This window comes from Duganella radicis (genome assembly GCF_009720825.1).
Taxonomy (GTDB): Bacteria; Pseudomonadota; Gammaproteobacteria; order Burkholderiales; family Burkholderiaceae_D; genus Rugamonas; species Rugamonas radicis.
This window is the reverse complement of sequence record NZ_WNKY01000027.1, coordinates 1-16,780: the sequence shown is the minus strand read 5'-3', so window position 1 is coordinate 16,780 and position 16,780 is coordinate 1. Positions and strand designations below refer to the sequence as shown.

Sequence of the window (16,780 nt, the reverse complement as noted above, 5' to 3'; positions counted from 1 at the left end):
TTGTTTGAATTATGTGATGTAATGCCGGCCATGAACGCTAAACCACTCCATCACGATTCCAGCCAGCCAGCCGAAGACGGCCGCAAGCCACGCTCGGACGGTGAGCAGTCGCGCGAGCGACTGCTGCAAGCTGCCATGCGCCTGTTCGGCGAGCAGGGTTTTTCCAAGACCTCGACCCGCGAAATCGCGCAGGCGGCCAACGCCAACGTGGCGGCGATCAGCTACTACTTCGGCGACAAGGCCGGCTTGTACCAGGCTTGCTTTACCGCGATCTGCACGCCGGCGGAGGACAACATCGCCATGTTCGACCAGCCGCACTTCACGCTGCGCGAGTCACTGCAAGGGTATTACCGGCAGATGATCGCGCCGCTGATGGCGGGCGGCGACGCCGATGTGATGCTGCGCCTGTTCTACCGCGAGATGCTGGAGCCAACCGGCATCTGGCAGCGGGAGATCAGGGACAACATCAAGCCGGAGCACATGGCGCTGGTGGGCGTGCTGTGCCGCCATCTGGGCAAGAAGAAGCCGGACGACAGCGTGCACCGCCTGGCGTACGCGATCGTCGGCATGTGCGTGCAGATGCTGATCGGGCGCGACATCGTGGCGGAAATCACGCCGCACATGATGGCGACGCCGGAGGCGCTGGCCGAATGGGCGTCGCACCTGACGGTGTTTGCGGAGGCGCTGGTGCAGGCCGAGAAAACCAAACTTCAACAAGGGAAAGCATGAGTATCTTTTTACGCGCGATGGCACTGGCTGTCGCGGCGACGCTGAGCGCCTGCGCTGTGCAGGGTCCGGCGAAGCAGGTCGATTCGCTGGCGCCCCAGCAGTGGCAGGCGCCGTTGCCGCACAATGGCAGCCAGGCCGATCTCGCCACCTGGTGGCGCGGTCAGGCCGACGGCTTGCTGGTGGAGTTGATCGAGTCGGCGCAGGCGGTCAGTCCGACCGTGGCGTCGGCGGCGTCGCGCATTGCGCAGTCGCGTTCCGAACGGGTGGCGGCGGGTGCCGCGCTGGCGCCGAATGTGGATGCGGCGGGGAGCGTCAGCCGCTCCAATCAGCAGTCGGCGCTGCCGATGGGGACCACCTCGCAGGCCGCCTTGAATGCCTCGTGGGAGATCGATTTGTTCGGTGCCAATCGCGCGGCGCGCGATGCGGCGCAGGCGCGCCTGGAAAGTGCGCATGCGGGTTGGCATGATGCGCGTGTCTCGGTGGCGGCCGAGGTGGCGAACCAGTACTACGGCTTGCGCGCTTGCGAGCAGTTGCTGGCGGTGGCGCGGCAGGATGCGGTGTCGCGGGCCGATACCGCGAAGTTGACGGAGCTGAGCGCCAAGGCGGGCTTCCAGTCGCCCGCCAGCCTGTCGCTGGCCCGCGCCAGCGCCGCCGACGGCAACAGCCGCTACATCGCCCAGCGCGCCGCCTGCGACGTCGACGTCAAAGTGCTGTCCGCGCTGACCGCGATCAGCGAGCCAGCCCTGCGCCAGAAACTCGCCATCGCCACACCGGCGGTGGCACCATCGTTGGCGATTGCTGAGCTGCCGGCGCGCACCTTGGGCCAGCGGCCGGACGTGTTCACGGCCGAGCGCGAAGTGGCGGCGGCCAGCGCCGATGTCGGCAACGCGCAGGCGCAGCGGTATCCGCGCCTGTCGCTGTCCGGCTCCGTCGGCGTCGCCAACTTCCGTGCCGGCGGCACCAACACCAAAACCGACACCTGGACCATCGGCCCGGTCGCCATCTCCGTGCCGGTGTTCGATGCCGGCCGCCGCGCCGCCAACGTCGATGCCGCCAACGCGCGCTACGATGCCGCCGTCGCCAGCTACCGCGCCACCGTGCGCAACGCCGTCAGCGAAGTCGAGCAAGCGCTGGTGAACCTGGACAGCACCGCCGCCCGCGCCGGCGACGCGCAAACCTCGCTGGAAGGCTACCGCGCCAACTACACCGCCGTTGAAGACCGCTACAAAAACGGCATGGCCAGCCTGTTCGAACTGGAAGACGCGCGCCGCACGCGCCTGGCGGCCGAACAGACCGTCATCAACCTGCAACGCGAACGCAGCGCCGCCTGGGTCGCCCTCTACCGCGCCGCCGGCGGCGGATGGAATCCCGCCACGCCAATCGCGGCCGCCGCCGGCGCGCAGCCCGCGCCTGCCGCTGCGCCAGCCGTCAAGATGGCCGCGGCGCCCGCACCATCCGCCACCCCGGTCGCCGCATCACAAGCCGCCGCGCCATCACAAGCCGTCGCGCCATCGCCGGCCGCGTCGCCACGCGCCGCCCTCGCCGCCAACTAAACATCCAAGCCAACCATGAAAACCAAACTCAAACCAGTCGTCTATATCCTGGCAGCCGCTTTCGCCGTGGCAGCCGCCGGCATCGCCGCCTACGCCCCGGCCACGCAAGCGGCCGACGAGAAAAAAGCCGAAGCCCCGAAAGCCGCCCTCACCGTCACCACCACCAAACCGTCCAACGCCAGCCTGCCGATCAAGCTGACCGCCAACGGCAACGTCGCCGCCTGGCAGGAAGCCAGCGTGAGTAGCGAATCGAACGGCCTGCGCCTGACCGAAGTGCGCGTCAACGTCGGCGACGTGGTCAAAGCCGGCGACGTGCTGGCGGTGTTTTCATCCGAAACGGTCAACGCCGACCTGGCCCAGGCCCAAGCCGCCGTGCACGAAGCCGAGGCCAACGCCGCCGACGCAGCCGCCAACGCCGCCCGCGCCCGCACCCTGCAAAACTCCGGCGCCCTGAGCGCCCAGCAGATCAGCCAATACAATACCGCCGAACAAACCGCCAACGCCCGCATCGCCTCCGCCAAAGCCGCGCTGGCGAGCCAGCAACTGCGCCTGAAATACACCAGGGTGGTGGCGCCGGACAGCGGCGTCATCTCCGCCCGCAGCGCCACCGTGGGCGCCGTCTCCAACGCCGGCACGGAACTGTTCCGCATGATCCGCCAGGGCCGCCTTGAATGGCGCGCCGAAGTCGTCGCCGCCGACCTGCGCAACCTCAAACCCGGCGTCGGCGCCACGGTCAAAGCCGCCAACGGCAGCGAAGTCACTGGCAAGGTACGCATGATCGCGCCAACCGTCGATCCACAAACCCGTTCCGCCCTGGTCTATGTCGACCTGCCGCTGAACGCCGGCAGCAAGGACGCGCCATTCAAGGCCGGCATGTTCGCCAGCGGCCAGTTCGAACTGGGCGCATCCTCCGCCATGACCGTGCCGCAGCAAGCCATCGTGGTGCGCGACGGCTTCAGCTTCGTGTTCCGCCTCAACGCCGACAAGCACGTCAGCCAGATCAAGGTGCAGCCGGGCCGCCGCCTCGGCGACCGCATCGAAGTGCTGGGCGGCCTCACGCCCGAGACCCAGATCGTGGTGCGCGGCGCCGGCTTCCTCAACGACGGCGATCTGGTCAACATCGTCGCCGACACGCTGGCAGCGAAATAAGGAAGCGCCATGAACTTCTCCGCCCTATCGATTAAAAATCCCATCCCGGCGATCATGCTGTTCGCATTGCTGTCGCTGGCGGGCTTCATGGCCTACAAAGCCAATCCGGTGCAGGACTTCCCGGACATCGAACTGCCCATCGTGACCGTCACCGCCACGCTGGACGGCAGCGCGCCGGCGCAGCTGGAAACCGAGGTCTCGCGCAAGATCGAAGACTCGGTGGCCACCCTGCAAGGCGTGAAAAACATCTACACCACCGTGCTCGATGGCGTCTCCACCACCACCGTGGAATTCATCCTGGAGAAAAACATCTCCGACGCGGTGAACGACGTGCGCGACGCCGTGGCCCGCGTCAAGGCCGACATGCCGGCCGAACTGCGCGACCCGAGCGTCACCAAAGCCTCCACCGCCGGCCGCGTGGTGCTGACCTTCACCGCCGCCGCAGCCGAGGGTCACGGCGAAAAAATGGATGCGCAAGAAGTCAGCTGGTTCGTCGACAACACCGTCGCCAAGCGCCTGCTGGCCGTGCGCGGCGTGGGCGCGGTCAAGCGCGTGGGTGGCGTCTACCGCGAAATCCGCGTGGAGCTGGACGACGCCCGCATGGCCGCGCTGCGCGTGTCCGCGCTGGACGTCTCGCGCCAACTGCGCCAGGTGCAGAAAGAAGCACCGGGCGGACGCGGTGACGTCAGCGGCGCCGAGCAATCGGTGCGCACCATCGCCACCGTGAAGACCGCCGCCGAACTGGCCGCCATCGACCTGCCGCTGCCGGATGGCCGCCGCGTGCGTCTCGACCAGGTGGCGACGGTCACGGATACCGTGTCCGAACCACGCGCCATCGCCCTGCAAGACGGCAAACCGGTGATCGGCTTCGAAATCTTCCGCACCAAGGGCGCCAGCGAAACCGATGTCGCCAAAGGCGCGCGCGATGCCATCGCCGAACTGCAAAAGGCCAATCCCAAAGTCGAGCTGAAACAAGTGATCGACAACGCCCATCCGGTCGAAGAAAACTTCGAAGGCTCGATGGAGCTGCTGTACGAAGGCGCGGTCCTCGCCGTGCTGGTGGTGTGGTGGTTCCTGCGCGACTGGCGCGCCACGCTGGTGGCGGCGGCCGCGCTGCCGCTGTCAGTGCTGCCGGCCTTCCTCGGCATCTACCTGTTCGGCTACACGCTGAACACCGTGACCCTGCTGTCGCTGGCCCTGGTGGTCGGCGTGTTGGTGGACGACGCCATCGTCGAAATCGAAAACATCGAGCGCCACCTGCGCATGGGTAAAACCCCGATGGAAGCGGCGATGGAGGCGGCCGACGAAATCGGCATGGCGGTGATCGCCACCACCTTCGCGCTGGTGGCCGTGTTCCTGCCGACCGCCTTCATGAGCGGCATTCCGGGCCTGTTCTTCAAGCAGTTCGGCTGGACCGCCGTGATCGCGGTGCTGGCGTCGCTGGTGGTGGCGCGTCTGCTGACGCCGATGATGGCGGCCTATCTGCTCAAACCCGCCATCCACAAGGAAGAACAGGACGGCTGGATGATGTCGCGCTACATGCGCGTGATGAAGTGGTGCCTGCAACACCGCCTGGTGACCGCCTGCGCGGCGGGCGCCTTCTTCGTCTGCTCGATCATGCTCACCGGCCTGCTGCCAACCGGCTTCGTGCCGGCCGCCGACCGTGCGCAAACCCAGATCAACCTGGAACTGCCGCCCGGCTCCACGCTGGCCGAAACCAGCGTGATCGCCGAGCGCGCACGTCAGGCCGCGATGGAAGTGAAGAACGTGAAGTCGGTATTCAGCTCCATCGGCGGCGGCTCCAGCGGCGACGCCTTCGCGCCGGGCGCCGCGGCCGAAGCACGCAGCGCCGTGCTGACGCTGACCACCGCGCACCGCACCGAACGCAAGGAATCGATGGCCGACATCGAGGAAGCCATCCGCCACAGGATGGACGCCATCCCCGGCGCCCGCTTCAAGGTCGGCCCGGCCGACAATGGCGTCAAGATGCAGCTGGTGCTGCGCTCCGAAGATCCGGTGGCGCTGAAAGAAGCGGCGCAAAAAGCCGAGCGCGAACTGCGCACGCTGAAAGGTGTGGGCAATGTGCGCTCGACCGCCTCGCTGGTGCGTCCGGAGATCATCGTCAAGCCAGACTTCGCCAAGGCGGCGGACCTGGGCGTGACGGCGGCTTCGATCGGGCAAACGGTACGGGTGGCCACCGCCGGTGACTACGACACCGACCTGACCAAGATGAACCTGCCGGAACGCCAGGTGCCGATCCGCGTCAAGCTGCCGGACGCCGTGCGCGCCGACCTCGATGCCATCGGCCGCCTGACGGTGCCGGGCAAAAACGGCCCGGTACTGCTGGCCACCGTGGCCGACATCACCATGGAAAGCGGCCCGGCGCAGATCAATCGCCTCAACCGCAGCCGCAACGTCACGCTGGAAGTGGAGTTGGGCAAGCGCGCACTGGGCGAGGTGAACGCGGAGGCGCGCGCCCTGCCGTCGCTGAAAAACCTGCCGCCGTCGGTGAAGATCGCGGAGCTGGGCGACACGCAGGAGATGGCCGCGCTGTTCGCCAGCTTCGGCATCGCCATGCTGATCGGCGTGTTGTGCATTTACTGCGTGCTGGTGTTGCTGTTCAAGGACTTCATGCAGCCGGCCACGATTCTGGCGGCGCTGCCGCTGTCGATTGGCGGCGCCTTCGTGGCGCTGCTGATCACCCACAGCGCGCTGTCCATGCCATCCATGATCGGCCTGATCATGCTGATGGGGATCGTGACCAAAAACTCAATCTTGTTAGTTGACTATGCTATTCTTGCACGACAGGACGGCATGGGACGTTTCGAGGCGCTGGTGGACGCATGCCACAAGCGCAGCCGCCCGATCCTGATGACCACCATCGCGATGGGTGCCGGCATGATGCCGCTGGCCTTGGGCTGGGGCGCCGATCCGAGCTTCCGTTCGCCGATGGCGATCACCGTGATCGGCGGCCTGATTACCTCGACCCTTCTGAGCCTGCTGGTGGTACCGGCGGTGTTCACCTATGTCGACGATCTGGAACACTGGATGAAGCGCGTCATGCGCAAGCTGCGCAAACAACCGCCTGCCAAACAAGGAGACCTGCATGAAGTACGAAATCAAAGAACTGCCTGAAGTCCGCGTAGCCTACCTGCGCTACAAAGGCCCGTTCGGCGCCGCCATCGGCGAATTCTGGAAGGAAGTGTTCACGCCGTGGCAAAAGGCCTACGGCCTGATGGACAAGGTAACGTATGGCGTGGCACAGGACGATCCGAGCACCACGCCGGCCAGCGAGTGCCGCTACGACGCCTGCGTCGAGGTATCGGCCGAATACGAAGCCAAGCCGCCGGCGCAAATCGGCAGCATTCCCGCTGGCCGCTACGCCGTGACGCAATTCACGGGCACGGGCGACCAGGTGCCGGCGGCATGGGGCGAATTCTTCGGCCAACTGCACGCCGAAGGCAAGGCCGACGCCGGCGTCTGCTTCGAGCGCTACCCGGCCGATTACGCCATGGACCCGGTCACCGGCGTGTTCACCGCGGAACTCTGCATTCCGGTCAAGGCTTAGTCCAGCCGCCCCCCATGACGCGGTACAGGTCCACCGAGGCGACCAGTATCCGCGTCTTCAACTGCAAGCGCCCGACGTCCGCCGCGAACAGCGTGCGTTGGGCGTCCAGCTCCTCCAGGTACGAAGCGTAGCCGTTGCTATAGCGGTTGTGCGCGATGCGCAGGGTTTCGGCCGCCGTCGCGCGGCGTGCGTCGTTCTGCACCGCCTGTTCTTTCAACCGCACGATGGCGCCCAGGCTGTTGTCGGTTTCCGCAAACGCGGTGCGCACGGCGTTTTCATACGCGTAGATGGTCTGGTCGCGCTGCGCGGCGATGGCATCGGTTTGATGCTGCACGCGGTCGCCCTCGAACACCGGTGCGGCCACCGCGCCGGTCAGCCGCCACAGCGCGGTTGGGGCGTTCACGAAATCATGCCATTTCAGGTTTTGCACGCCGCCCACCGCCGTCAGTTTGAAGGATGGCAGAAGTTGGTCGCGCGTGGCTTGCAGGTTGGCGTTGATGGCGATCAGGTTGTACTCGGCGCGCGCGATGTCGGGACGGCGGCGCAGCAGTTCCGATGGCAGGCCGGCCGGCACTGCCGGTGCTTCCAGCTGCGCCAGCTCGGTGCCGCGCACGATGGGGCCTGGATTGCCGCCGGTGAGGATGGACAGTGCGTTCTCCTGTTCGAAGATGGAGCGTTTCAGTTGCGGCACCTGTTCGGCGGTGGTCTGGTATTCCGCCTGCGCTTGTAACCATTCCAGACGCGAACTGTAGCCGACGTCGAACTGCTTCTTTGCCAGCCGCGCCGATTCCTCGCGCAGCTTGAGCGTGGCTTCGGTCAGCGCCAGTTGGGCATCGAGGCCGCGCAAGTTGAGGTAGCCGGAGGCCACGGTGGCGGCGATCGACAGCGCCACCGCATCGGCATTGGCTTGTTCCGCCTGATAGGTGGCGGTGGCGGCATCGGTCAGCGCGGCCAGCCGGCCCCACGCGTCGACTTCGTAGCTGGCCTGGAATTCGGCCTGGTAGACGTTGGTGACGTAGGGTACGCCGTTGTAGGCCAGCTGGCGCGTGCGGGTGGGCGCGCTGTCGACGATGACGTTGGCCTTCTGGCCGGCGGCGGTGACGCCGACCAGCGCGCGATACTGCGCCACGCGCGCGCGGGCGACGCGCAGGTCGCCGTTGTTCTCCAGCGCTTTAGCCACCAGCGCGCTCAATGCGGGATCACCGAAACTCTGCCACCACTCGCGCGCCACCGGCCCGCTGCCCTGCCCTTCCACCGCGCTACGCCATGCGGCAGGCGTCTGCAACGTCGAAGCCGGCGGCGGCGCCACCGTCGCCGCGCACCCAGCCAGCAGCCAGGCGACAGCCACCGCCGCGCCCACGACCGCCGCATGGGCTCGCGTACCGCGCGCGGCACTGTCGGCGGCGAGGGGGCGGCGCAACGCTGCGCGCCGCATCATGGCTTGGCTCCGGCGGCGGCCGGAGTGGCGGGACCGTCGGCGCGGGCGGCCGCGGGGGCTGGTTCGTTCTCGCGCACGCGCACCGAGGTGTCGATGCTGACGATCACCGACATGCCAGGCGCGAGGCGGCGCGCCTTGGCCTGGCCGTTGTCGATGCGGATGCGCACCGGGATGCGCTGCGCGATCTTGACGTAATTGCCGGTCGCATTATCGGCCGGCAGCACGCTGAACTCGGAGCCGGTGGCCGGCGAAATCCGCTCCACCACGCCGGTCAGCTGCGCGCCATCCAGCGCGTCGACCTTGAACGTGGCCGGCTGCCCCACCTGCACATTATTCATCTGCGTCTCCTTCAGATTGGCGATCACCCACAGCTGCTTCGGCACCAATCCCATGAGCTGCGCGCCGGTGTTCACATACGCCCCCTTGCGCACCGTGACCTGCCCCAGTTGCCCATCTTCCGGCGCCGTGATGCGCGTGTTATCCAGATCCACCCTGGCCGCCTTCAAAGCCGCCTCCGCCGCCGCCACCGCCGCCTCCAGGGACTGCTTGTTCACCGCCACCGTGCGCACCTGCTGTTTGGCGATCTCCAGACTCGCACGCGCCTGCGACACCGCAGCCGCCGTCTGCGCCCGCGCCGCGCGCGACGAATCCTGCTCGCGCAAGGACAGCGAACCATCGGCCGCCAGCGAATCGACCCGCTTCAGATCCGCCACCGATTTCGCCGCCTGCGCCTCTGCGTTCGCCAGCGTGGCCTGGTTCAGCACCACGCCGGCTTCCGCCGTGCGTTGCGACTGTGCCCAGTTTTCCAGCGCCGCCTTCTGCGCCGCCAACTGCGCGGAAGCCTGCTCGTAGCGCTGCTGGTAAATGCGGTCGTCGATCTGCGCCAGCAACTCGCCCTGCTTCACGTACTGGAAGTCCTGCACCTTCACGTCCACCACATAACCGGGAAGCTGCGTGCCGATCAAGGTCACCTGCCCGCGCACCAGCGCATTCTCGGTGGAGACAATCGCTGAACTGAATGGCGGCAAACGCCACGCGTACAACACAACCAGCACGCCCACCAGCGCCACCAGCGAGAACAGCAACGCCGAAATGATCTGCGCCCGCCGGTCCGGCGCCGGCGCGGTGGGCGCCGCCGCCGCAACCGCCGCTGCCGCCGCTGCCGCGGCCACCGCCGCTACGCGGCTCTCGGATGAAGATGCATTGTCTGGAGTGTTATTGTTTGCCATGTTCAGCGAGATCCTGAATTGTTAAGAGAGACGTTGGCCATGCCTGTCTGCGCGTTGTGCGCCGCCTTGGGCTGGCACACCACGCACAGCGTCCACAGATAGCGCGCCAGCAACCACGCCATGGTCAACAGCGCCAGCACGGTGATGGCGAGGAACACATCGTTATACGCAAGGATGTTGGCTTCGCGCGTGGCCACGCCGCCCAGCGACGCCAGGCCGCCGGACTGGATGCGCGCCGCCACCTGCGGGTCGAGCTGCGTCAGATGCTCGACCAGAATACTGGAGTGATACTTCTCGCGCCACACCTGGAAGGTGCCGGTCAGCGCGGTGCCCAGCAAGCTGCCCAGCGTTTGCGTGATGCTGAACATGACCGAAAAACTGATCAGGTTATTCGGCGCCGCGATCACCGCGCCGAAGCCGGAGATGAAGGTGGGCCCGACAAACAGCGCGCCGCCAAAGCCCAACAGGAACTGCGACACATACAAGTCGGCCGGCCGTGTGAGGTTGGTGGCATCCGAATCCAGGTAGGCGCCAAGCGCCATCAGCGCCAGCGAAATAATCAGCTGCCCCGGGATGCGCGCCGGCGTGATGGTCAGCGCGCTCACCACCATGCCGGCCAAGGCGCCGAACATCACGATCCACCATAGCGTCAACATCTGGTCGTTGTTCAAGCCCAGCGCCTGCAAGAAGCCCACCGTGCCGCTGGCCTCCGACTGCACCACGCGGATCAGCAGCACCGACAACGCCAGCCGCGCGATATTGGCGTTGGTGAGCCAGCGCGTGTTGAGCAGCGGACGCGCGCGGTTATGCTCCACCGCCAGCGCCGCCGTGATCAGCACAATCGCCCCCACCAGGCTGTAGCCCAGCCAGCGCGACTCCAGCCACCACACCGTGCGGCCCAGCGCCAGCACCGCCGACAACAACGCCACGCCCGGAGCGAACAGGCCGAAAGTGACGAAGTCCATTTTCTCGAACGCCTTGATGCGGTCGCCCGGCGGCAGCTTGAGGAACAGCACGCAGGCCAGCGACACCAGCGCCAGTCCCAGTTCGAAAAAATACAGGCCGCGCCATTCGGCGATCTCCATCAGCTCCGACGAGAACAGGCGCGCCATCGGCACCGCCAGTTGCGAGAAGCCGATGCCCAGCACCGCGCCCTTGAGCCGATGCTCGGCCGGGAAGGCTTGCAGCGTGTAGTACAGGCCCAGGGTGGTCAGCGCCGCGCCGCTCATGCCGTGCGCGGCCCGCACGGCGATGGCCGATCCCAGTCCGTGCACGAACAAGTGCGCCACCGTCGCCACCGCGTACAGCACCAGGAACAGTTCCGTGAACAGCCGCAGCCCGTACTGCTGGCGGAATTTGACCAGCAACAGGTTCATGGAGACGTTGGCCATGACGTAGGCGGCCGGCAGCCACTGGATCTCGGCCGAGTACACGCCCAGCGATCCTTGCAGGTACGGCAGGTTGACCGACACCAGCGCGTTCCCCAGGCCGCCGGTAATGGCGACGATGAAGCCCACCAGCAGGAAGGCGATGCGTTTTGCAGTGGGATGATGCGGGGTGGACGGCGATCCGGGCAGGGTGGGACGCTCGTGTGGCTGCCAGGCTTGTGGGGCGTAAACGTCCATGTCGGGGAAGAAGACGAAATGCGTTATGGCGAGCATATCACTATGCTCGCCAGAGTTGAATACTTCAAAGGGATAGGTGGATTTACAACGGCGCGGCGTCCATTTCGCGCCGGAAGTCGCGGTGGGTGGACAGCGCTTGCTGGAAGGCGGCCAGCGCGCCATCCAGCGCACCGGCTGCCGCGTTCAACAGGGCCGGATCGGGAGCGCCGTCCAGCAAGGCGGGCGGCACGCCGGCAGCCGTCAGCAGTTCCTTGCCGGCGCCGACCGCCAGCATTGGCTTGCAATGACGGTATTGCAGGCGCACGAACTCGCGTGCGTCGGCATCGCCCGACAGCATGGCCGCGCTGGCGGCACCGTCGGCCACGATCACGCCGTCGTACAGCACCGATGGCCCGGCGTCGATCGAGATCTCGACGTCGATCCGGCTGCCGTCGGTGGCCACCAGTTGCCCCAATTGCGGCGCCACCACGCGCGGCGCCGCGCCGGCCGCCAGCAGGCTGGCGTAGACCGCCTTCAGGCTGGGCGCATCCACGCCGTGGCCGGCCAGGATGGCCACCTTGCGCGTCCGGGCGCCCAGCGCGCCGGGACGCGCCAGCAGCGACAGGGCCGGCGACGGCGGATAGTGCGGCGGCGGCGCGTCAGTCGCCAGCGGCATCGGCTGCGGCACTTCCATGCCCAGCCCCTGTGCCACGCCTTCCACCAGGATCGGATCGACATTGGCCAGCATCGACAGCAGCCGCACCCGCACCGCAGGCGTCTGCACCCGGGTCAACTCGAAGCGGAAGGCGTTGACGATGTGGGCCTGCTCGGCCGGCGTCTGGCTGATCCAGAACAGGTGTGCCTGCGAGTAGTGGTCGGCAAACAGTTCGGGCTTGCCGCGCACCTTGTCTTCCGGCGGCTGCGGATGCTGATGGAAGGTGGTGGTGAAGCCGGCCATGCCGGCCTGGAACGGACAGCCGCCGCCCAGCGAATTCGGCTCGTAGGACACGCGTCCGCGATGCACGGCCTGGCGGTGCACGCCGTCGCGCTGGTTGTTGTGCACCGGCGCCAGCGGCGCGTTGACCGGGATCTCATGGAAGTTCGGTCCGCCCAAGCGGCTGATCTGGGTATCCAGATAAGAGTGGATGCGCCCTTGCAGCAGCGGGTCGTTGGTGAAGTCGATGCCTGGCACGATGTGCGCCGTGCAGAACGCCACCTGCTCGGTCTCGGCGAAGAAGTTGTCGGGATTGCGGTTCAGCGTCATCTTGCCGACCGCGCGCACCGGCACCAGCTCCTCCGGCACGATCTTGGTGGGATCGAGCACGTCGAACGGGAAGCCGGCCGCCTGCTCCTCGGTGAACACTTGCAGGCCCAGTTCCCACTCCGGATAGGCGCCGGCCTCGATGGCTTCCCACAGGTCGCGCCGGTGGAAGTCCGGATCGGCGCCGACGATGCGCGCCGCCTCGTCCCACACCAGCGAATGGGTGCCGCCCACCGGGTTCCAGTGGAATTTGCAGAACACCGATTCGCCCTGCGCGTTCACCAGCCGGAAGGTGTGCACGCCGAAGCCCTGCATGGTGCGGTAGCTGCGCGGGATGGCGCGGTCGGACATCTGCCACATCAGCATGTGGGTCGATTCCGGCATCAGCGAGACGAAGTCCCAGAAGGTGTCGTGCGCGCTCGATGCCTGCGGCATGGCGTGGTGCGGCTCGGGCTTGACCGCGTGCACCAGGTCGGGGAATTTCATCGCGTCCTGGATGAAGAACACCGGCATGTTGTTGCCGACCAGGTCCCAGTTGCCTTCGTCGGTGTAGAACTTGACGGCGAAGCCGCGCACGTCGCGCACGGTGTCGGCCGAGCCGCGTTCGCCGGCCACGGTGGAGAAGCGCACGAACACCGGGGTGCGCTTGCCGGCGGCGGCAAACGGTGTGGCGCGTGTCAGGTTGCCGAGGTCCTGGTAGCTCTCGAAATAGCCGTGCGCCGCCGAGCCGCGCGCATGCACCACGCGTTCGGGGATGCGCTCGTGGTCGAAGTGCGTGAGCTTCTCGCGCAGGATGAAGTCTTCCATGGCGGTCGGGCCGCGCAGGCCGACCTTGAGCGAGTTCTGATTGTCGGCCACCGGCACGCCCTGGTTGGTGGTCAGCGGCTGCTCGGTGCCGTCCGCGCGCACCCGGTCCAGATGGCCGGCCGGGCAGACGCCGGGCGGCGGCGTGCCGTTGCCGACCTTGGACGAGGCATTGACTTCGCTGGCGGTGCTGCCGGTGGCGGCGGCATGCGGCACCGGACAGGTACGGCCGGGCTGCGGCTCGCGCGCGGCTTCGCCATGCTCGCCCTCCTTGTTGGCGTTGAACGGCATGCCGGCCGCCAGTTGCTGGCCGCCCGCCACCTTGTCGATCAGGATTTGCTCTTGCGGGCTGGCGCCGCCCAGGCTGTCCGGCGGGGTCGCCGACGATGGTCCCGAAACGCTGCTCAATACGGAACCGGCCCCCATGACGGAGGCCGGCGAATTCTTCTTGGTTGCCATGTATGTCCTCTAGACGCTGTAGACGAAAGACGCCCGGCTTGCGCGGCCGCCGTTCGCCCGGCAGCGCTGTCGGCCGGGCGGGAAGGGTTATTTGCTGCTGCGCGAACCCAGCAGCTTGGAGATGCCATAGCCGGCGGCGGCGGCCACCAGCACCGAGATCACCGGGCTGGCGCGCACGTGTTCGCGGCTCGACTCGGTCAGGTTGCGGCAGCTGGTGGCCAGTTGCTTGCCGCGCGCGGCCAGGCGTTCGGAGGTGCTTTCGACGCCGTCGGCCACTTTGTCGACGCCGGTGTGGGCTTGCGCTTTCAGACGGTCGGTGGCGGGCGGCACTTGCTCGGCGATTTTGTCGATGGTGGCGTGGGCATCGGCGCGCAGGTCTTTGCCGATTTGGGTGACGCCGTCGCGGGTGTTGTTCAGTTTGGTCTCGGTGCTATTTTCCATGATGGGTCCTCTCGTTGTGTGGGCAGTAGGAGCGACCACAATAGGCCCATCAGGCGCGCTTGACCGTGCGGAAGCTAACAATGTTAAAAATGCCTCGCATATGTGAACTGGCACACGGACGGGGCGGTCCTGAGCGCGCATGCTATACGTGACCCATATCTTCTTTGGAGAGCGGCATGTTTCCTATCTCATCCTTGACGTCGCCGGAATTGCAGCCGGTGGCGCGCGCGGCCGAAACCTCGGCGGTCAACAACGCCGGCATCAACGCGGTGGGTACGGCAACCGATGCGCCACTGGCGGGGTCGGTGGAGGTGGACCTGTCGCCGGTGGCGAGTTTCCTGCTGTCAGTTAGCAATGCGCAGGAGCAGCTGTCCGGCACCCAAGGTACGGTGGCGCAGCGGGCTGATACAGTGAATGCGGCGGTGCAGGATGTGGTGGATGCGTTCAATCTGCTGCCGTCGGTGGATTTCGATCAGGGCGCGGCGCAGCAGGCGTCGCTGCTCAACAATCTGGTCAGCAGTTTGAATCAGGGCAACAACGATGGCGGCACTTCGCAGGCGCAGAATCTGGCGCAGTTGGGCGTGACCTTGCAGCCGCCGCTGTTGTCGGATCTGACCGGCGGGCTGTCGCTGGAGCCGGAGGTGTTGCGGGCGGCGGTCAATGCGAATAATGAGCAGACCACGTCGACCTTGCAGAATACCTTGAATACGTTCCGGCAGATTGCCACGGACTTTGCGGAGCGGCTGAGTGCCGCGGGCAGTTCGCAAATCCCTGGCCTGAATCCGGAGCAGCAGCCGGCGTTGACGCCGGAAGACCTGGCGGCCAACGCGCGACTGGACCTGGCGCGGGCGGCGCTGGATAATCTGTCACAGAATCCGCTGCCGGCGACCGGCGCGGACCGGCTGGCGGCGCAGCGTGCGCAGCTGGAGCAGGCGGGGAACTTGCAGCAACAGCAGCAGATCCCGTCACCGATTGTGAATCAGCAACTGGCACAGCAGGGCAACCAGCAGGTGGCCCAGCAGAATCAGGCGGCGCTGAATCAGCAACTCCAGCGCGGCACTCTGCAACAGAGCCAGAATGCACAGCAGTTGCAGGCGGCGCTGCAATCCCAAAACGCCCAGGCCGCGCAGCAAGCGCAGCAGACGCTGACCGCCCAACAAGCCCGGGCGGCCCTGCAAGCGCAGAACGCGCAACAGGCGCAAACGGCGCAGCAAGCACAGGCCGCACAGCAGGCGCAAACGGCACAGCAAGCACAAGCCGCGCAGCAGGCGCAAACGGCACAGCAAGCGCAGGCGGCACAGCAAGCACAGGCCGCGCAGCAGGCGCAAACGGCACAGCAAGCGCAGGCGGCGCAGCAGGCGCAAACGGCACAGCAAGCGCAGGCGGCGCAGCAGGCGCAAACGACACAGCAGGCGCAGGCGGCGTTGAATCAGCAGGCGCAGCTGGATCAGACGCAAGCTGCGCAGCAGGCCCAGCTCCAGACGGCGGCGGGGCAGTTGCAAAACGCTCAGCAGGCGCAGGCCGCACAGGCATCGGCCTTGCAGCAAACGCTTGAAGCCAATCGGGCAGCAGCCGAGCAAGCGCAACAAACCACACAGGCTCAGCAGACGCAACAAGCCAACGCCACCCAATCTGCCCAGCAAACGCAACAGACGCAGCAAGCCAACGCCGAGCAGCAGGATGCGCAGGAAGCCAACACCGCCCAGTCTGCCACCGAACAGGCACGCGCTACCGCACAGGCTGAGACCACCCGCCAGCAGGCCACCAGCACGGTGAACACCGCCAATGTCGCCGCCCAGGTGGCGCAGCAACAGGCCGTGGCTGCGCAGAATGCGGCACAGAGCGTCGTTAACGTCCCGGCCAACGCCACGGCCGCGCAACGGGCTGAGATCCTGCAAAACGCTGCCGTGCAAGTGGCGATCGCCAACTCCGCCGCGCAGGCAGCAGCGGTGCAGGCGCAAGCAGCCCAGAATGCCGCCGATGCCATGGCCGCCCAGAACGCCGCCGCCAACGCGGCCGTGGCCCAGGCCCGCGCCGCCCAGAACAACGCCGGCACCGCCGATGCCGCCACCACAGCGGCAACGGTCGCCGCCCAACAGGCAGCAGCCGCGCGCGAAACCGCCTCCAGTCTGGCCGCCGCCAATGCCGCGGCCGCGACGGCGGCGCAACAGGCAGCGTCAGCCGCCAACGCCGCACAGCAAGCCGCCGCAGCACAGCAGGCCGCTGCGGCCGAACAGGTCAGCGCGGCCCAAGCCGCAGCCGCGCGCAACGCGGCCAACGCGCCGACCGATCCACTGCGCGCCAACCCAGCCCTGGCCGCCGCGATTGCCGCCTACAACATCAACGACGTCGCCCGCACCAACGCCCGCGCCGCGCAATCCGCCAACGCCGTCATCCCGCCAGTCGACGCAGTGAGAGCCGCCACCGCCACCCGCACCATCGGCACGACACCTTAACCAAACACCCCGCCATCGCAGCCCGGCTCGAGGCCACGGCCGCCGTGGCGCCGGGCCACGCCGTGCGGCCCCCGCGCCGCGCCCGCGTG

11 protein-coding genes are annotated in these 16,780 nt (G+C 67.1%); 6 read left to right on the top strand and 5 right to left on the bottom strand.

Translation table 11 applies throughout. The annotated features are described in order from the left end of the window. Positions 1–30: 30 nt before the first annotated feature. Genes GM676_RS20800 through GM676_RS20780 form a run of 5 tightly spaced genes read left to right on the top strand, consistent with a single transcriptional unit; the run spans position 31 to position 6,999 of the window. On the top strand, positions 31–729 hold the full coding sequence (locus GM676_RS20800; RefSeq protein ID WP_155465811.1) for a CerR family C-terminal domain-containing protein: 699 nt from the start codon (positions 31–33) through the stop codon (positions 727–729). Continuing rightward, a complete protein-coding gene (locus GM676_RS20795) occupies positions 726–2,282 on the top strand; it encodes an efflux transporter outer membrane subunit (protein ID WP_229262797.1) in 1,557 nt (518 codons plus the stop codon). The genes GM676_RS20800 and GM676_RS20795 overlap by 4 nt, the downstream gene beginning before the upstream one ends. A gap of 15 nt (positions 2,283–2,297) precedes the next feature. Then, the gene (locus GM676_RS20790; RefSeq protein WP_155465809.1) at positions 2,298–3,431 is read left to right on the top strand and encodes an efflux RND transporter periplasmic adaptor subunit; all 1,134 of its coding nucleotides are present in this window, start codon (positions 2,298–2,300) and stop codon (positions 3,429–3,431) included. Between the two features lie 9 nt (positions 3,432–3,440). Beyond that, positions 3,441–6,566, top strand: a complete 3,126-nt coding sequence (locus GM676_RS20785) for an efflux RND transporter permease subunit (RefSeq protein ID WP_155465807.1) — start codon at positions 3,441–3,443, stop codon at positions 6,564–6,566. Then, positions 6,538–6,999, top strand: coding sequence for an AraC family transcriptional regulator (locus GM676_RS20780; RefSeq protein WP_155465805.1), 462 nt, complete (start codon positions 6,538–6,540; stop codon positions 6,997–6,999). Before GM676_RS20785 ends, GM676_RS20780 begins: the two co-directional genes overlap by 29 nt. Here GM676_RS20780 and GM676_RS20775 read toward each other — a convergent pair. From GM676_RS20775 to GM676_RS20755, 5 genes are all read right to left on the bottom strand, one after another. After that, positions 6,989–8,437, bottom strand: coding sequence for an efflux transporter outer membrane subunit (locus tag GM676_RS20775; RefSeq protein ID WP_229262796.1), 1,449 nt, complete (start codon positions 8,435–8,437; stop codon positions 6,989–6,991). The two genes, GM676_RS20780 and GM676_RS20775, sit on opposite strands and share 11 nt — an antisense overlap. Continuing rightward, positions 8,434–9,666, bottom strand: coding sequence for an HlyD family secretion protein (locus tag GM676_RS20770; RefSeq protein ID WP_155465803.1), 1,233 nt, complete (start codon positions 9,664–9,666; stop codon positions 8,434–8,436). The genes GM676_RS20775 and GM676_RS20770 overlap by 4 nt, the downstream gene beginning before the upstream one ends. 2 nt (positions 9,667–9,668) lie before the next feature. Next, on the bottom strand, positions 9,669–11,327 hold the full coding sequence (locus GM676_RS20765) for an MFS transporter (protein ID WP_229262795.1): 1,659 nt from the start codon (positions 11,325–11,327) through the stop codon (positions 9,669–9,671). A 46-nt stretch (positions 11,328–11,373) separates the two neighbouring features. Next, positions 11,374–13,794 carry a catalase gene (locus GM676_RS20760; RefSeq protein ID WP_155465801.1) on the bottom strand — a complete coding sequence of 807 codons (2,421 nt, stop codon included), beginning with the start codon at positions 13,792–13,794 and terminating at the stop codon, positions 11,374–11,376. An 87-nt stretch (positions 13,795–13,881) separates the two neighbouring features. Then, positions 13,882–14,235: a hypothetical protein gene (locus GM676_RS20755; RefSeq protein WP_155465799.1), complete on the bottom strand. Its 354-nt coding sequence runs from the start codon at positions 14,233–14,235 to the stop codon at positions 13,882–13,884. 176 nt (positions 14,236–14,411) lie between these two features. Here GM676_RS20755 and GM676_RS20750 point away from each other — a divergent pair, with 176 nt between their 5' ends. Next, entirely contained in the window at positions 14,412–16,691 is a 2,280-nt protein-coding gene (locus tag GM676_RS20750; RefSeq protein WP_155465797.1) for a hypothetical protein, read from the top strand. Positions 16,692–16,780: the final 89 nt, after the last annotated feature.

What these genes read in the sequence shown, in the direction of transcription:
- GM676_RS20800 (WP_155465811.1), top strand. Translation starts at nt 31, where the DNA reads ATGAACGCTAAACCACTCCATCACGATTCCAGCCAGCCAGCCGAAGAC.
- GM676_RS20795 (WP_229262797.1), top strand. Translation starts at nt 726, where the DNA reads ATGAGTATCTTTTTACGCGCGATGGCACTGGCTGTCGCGGCGACGCTG.
- GM676_RS20790 (WP_155465809.1), top strand. Translation starts at nt 2,298, where the DNA reads ATGAAAACCAAACTCAAACCAGTCGTCTATATCCTGGCAGCCGCTTTC.
- GM676_RS20785 (WP_155465807.1), top strand. Translation starts at nt 3,441, where the DNA reads ATGAACTTCTCCGCCCTATCGATTAAAAATCCCATCCCGGCGATCATG.
- GM676_RS20780 (WP_155465805.1), top strand. Translation starts at nt 6,538, where the DNA reads ATGAAGTACGAAATCAAAGAACTGCCTGAAGTCCGCGTAGCCTACCTG.
- GM676_RS20775 (WP_229262796.1), bottom strand. Translation starts at nt 8,437, where the DNA reads ATGATGCGGCGCGCAGCGTTGCGCCGCCCCCTCGCCGCCGACAGTGCC.
- GM676_RS20770 (WP_155465803.1), bottom strand. Translation starts at nt 9,666, where the DNA reads ATGGCAAACAATAACACTCCAGACAATGCATCTTCATCCGAGAGCCGC.
- GM676_RS20765 (WP_229262795.1), bottom strand. Translation starts at nt 11,327, where the DNA reads ATGCTCGCCATAACGCATTTCGTCTTCTTCCCCGACATGGACGTTTAC.
- GM676_RS20760 (WP_155465801.1), bottom strand. Translation starts at nt 13,794, where the DNA reads ATGGCAACCAAGAAGAATTCGCCGGCCTCCGTCATGGGGGCCGGTTCC.
- GM676_RS20755 (WP_155465799.1), bottom strand. Translation starts at nt 14,235, where the DNA reads ATGGAAAATAGCACCGAGACCAAACTGAACAACACCCGCGACGGCGTC.
- GM676_RS20750 (WP_155465797.1), top strand. Translation starts at nt 14,412, where the DNA reads ATGTTTCCTATCTCATCCTTGACGTCGCCGGAATTGCAGCCGGTGGCG.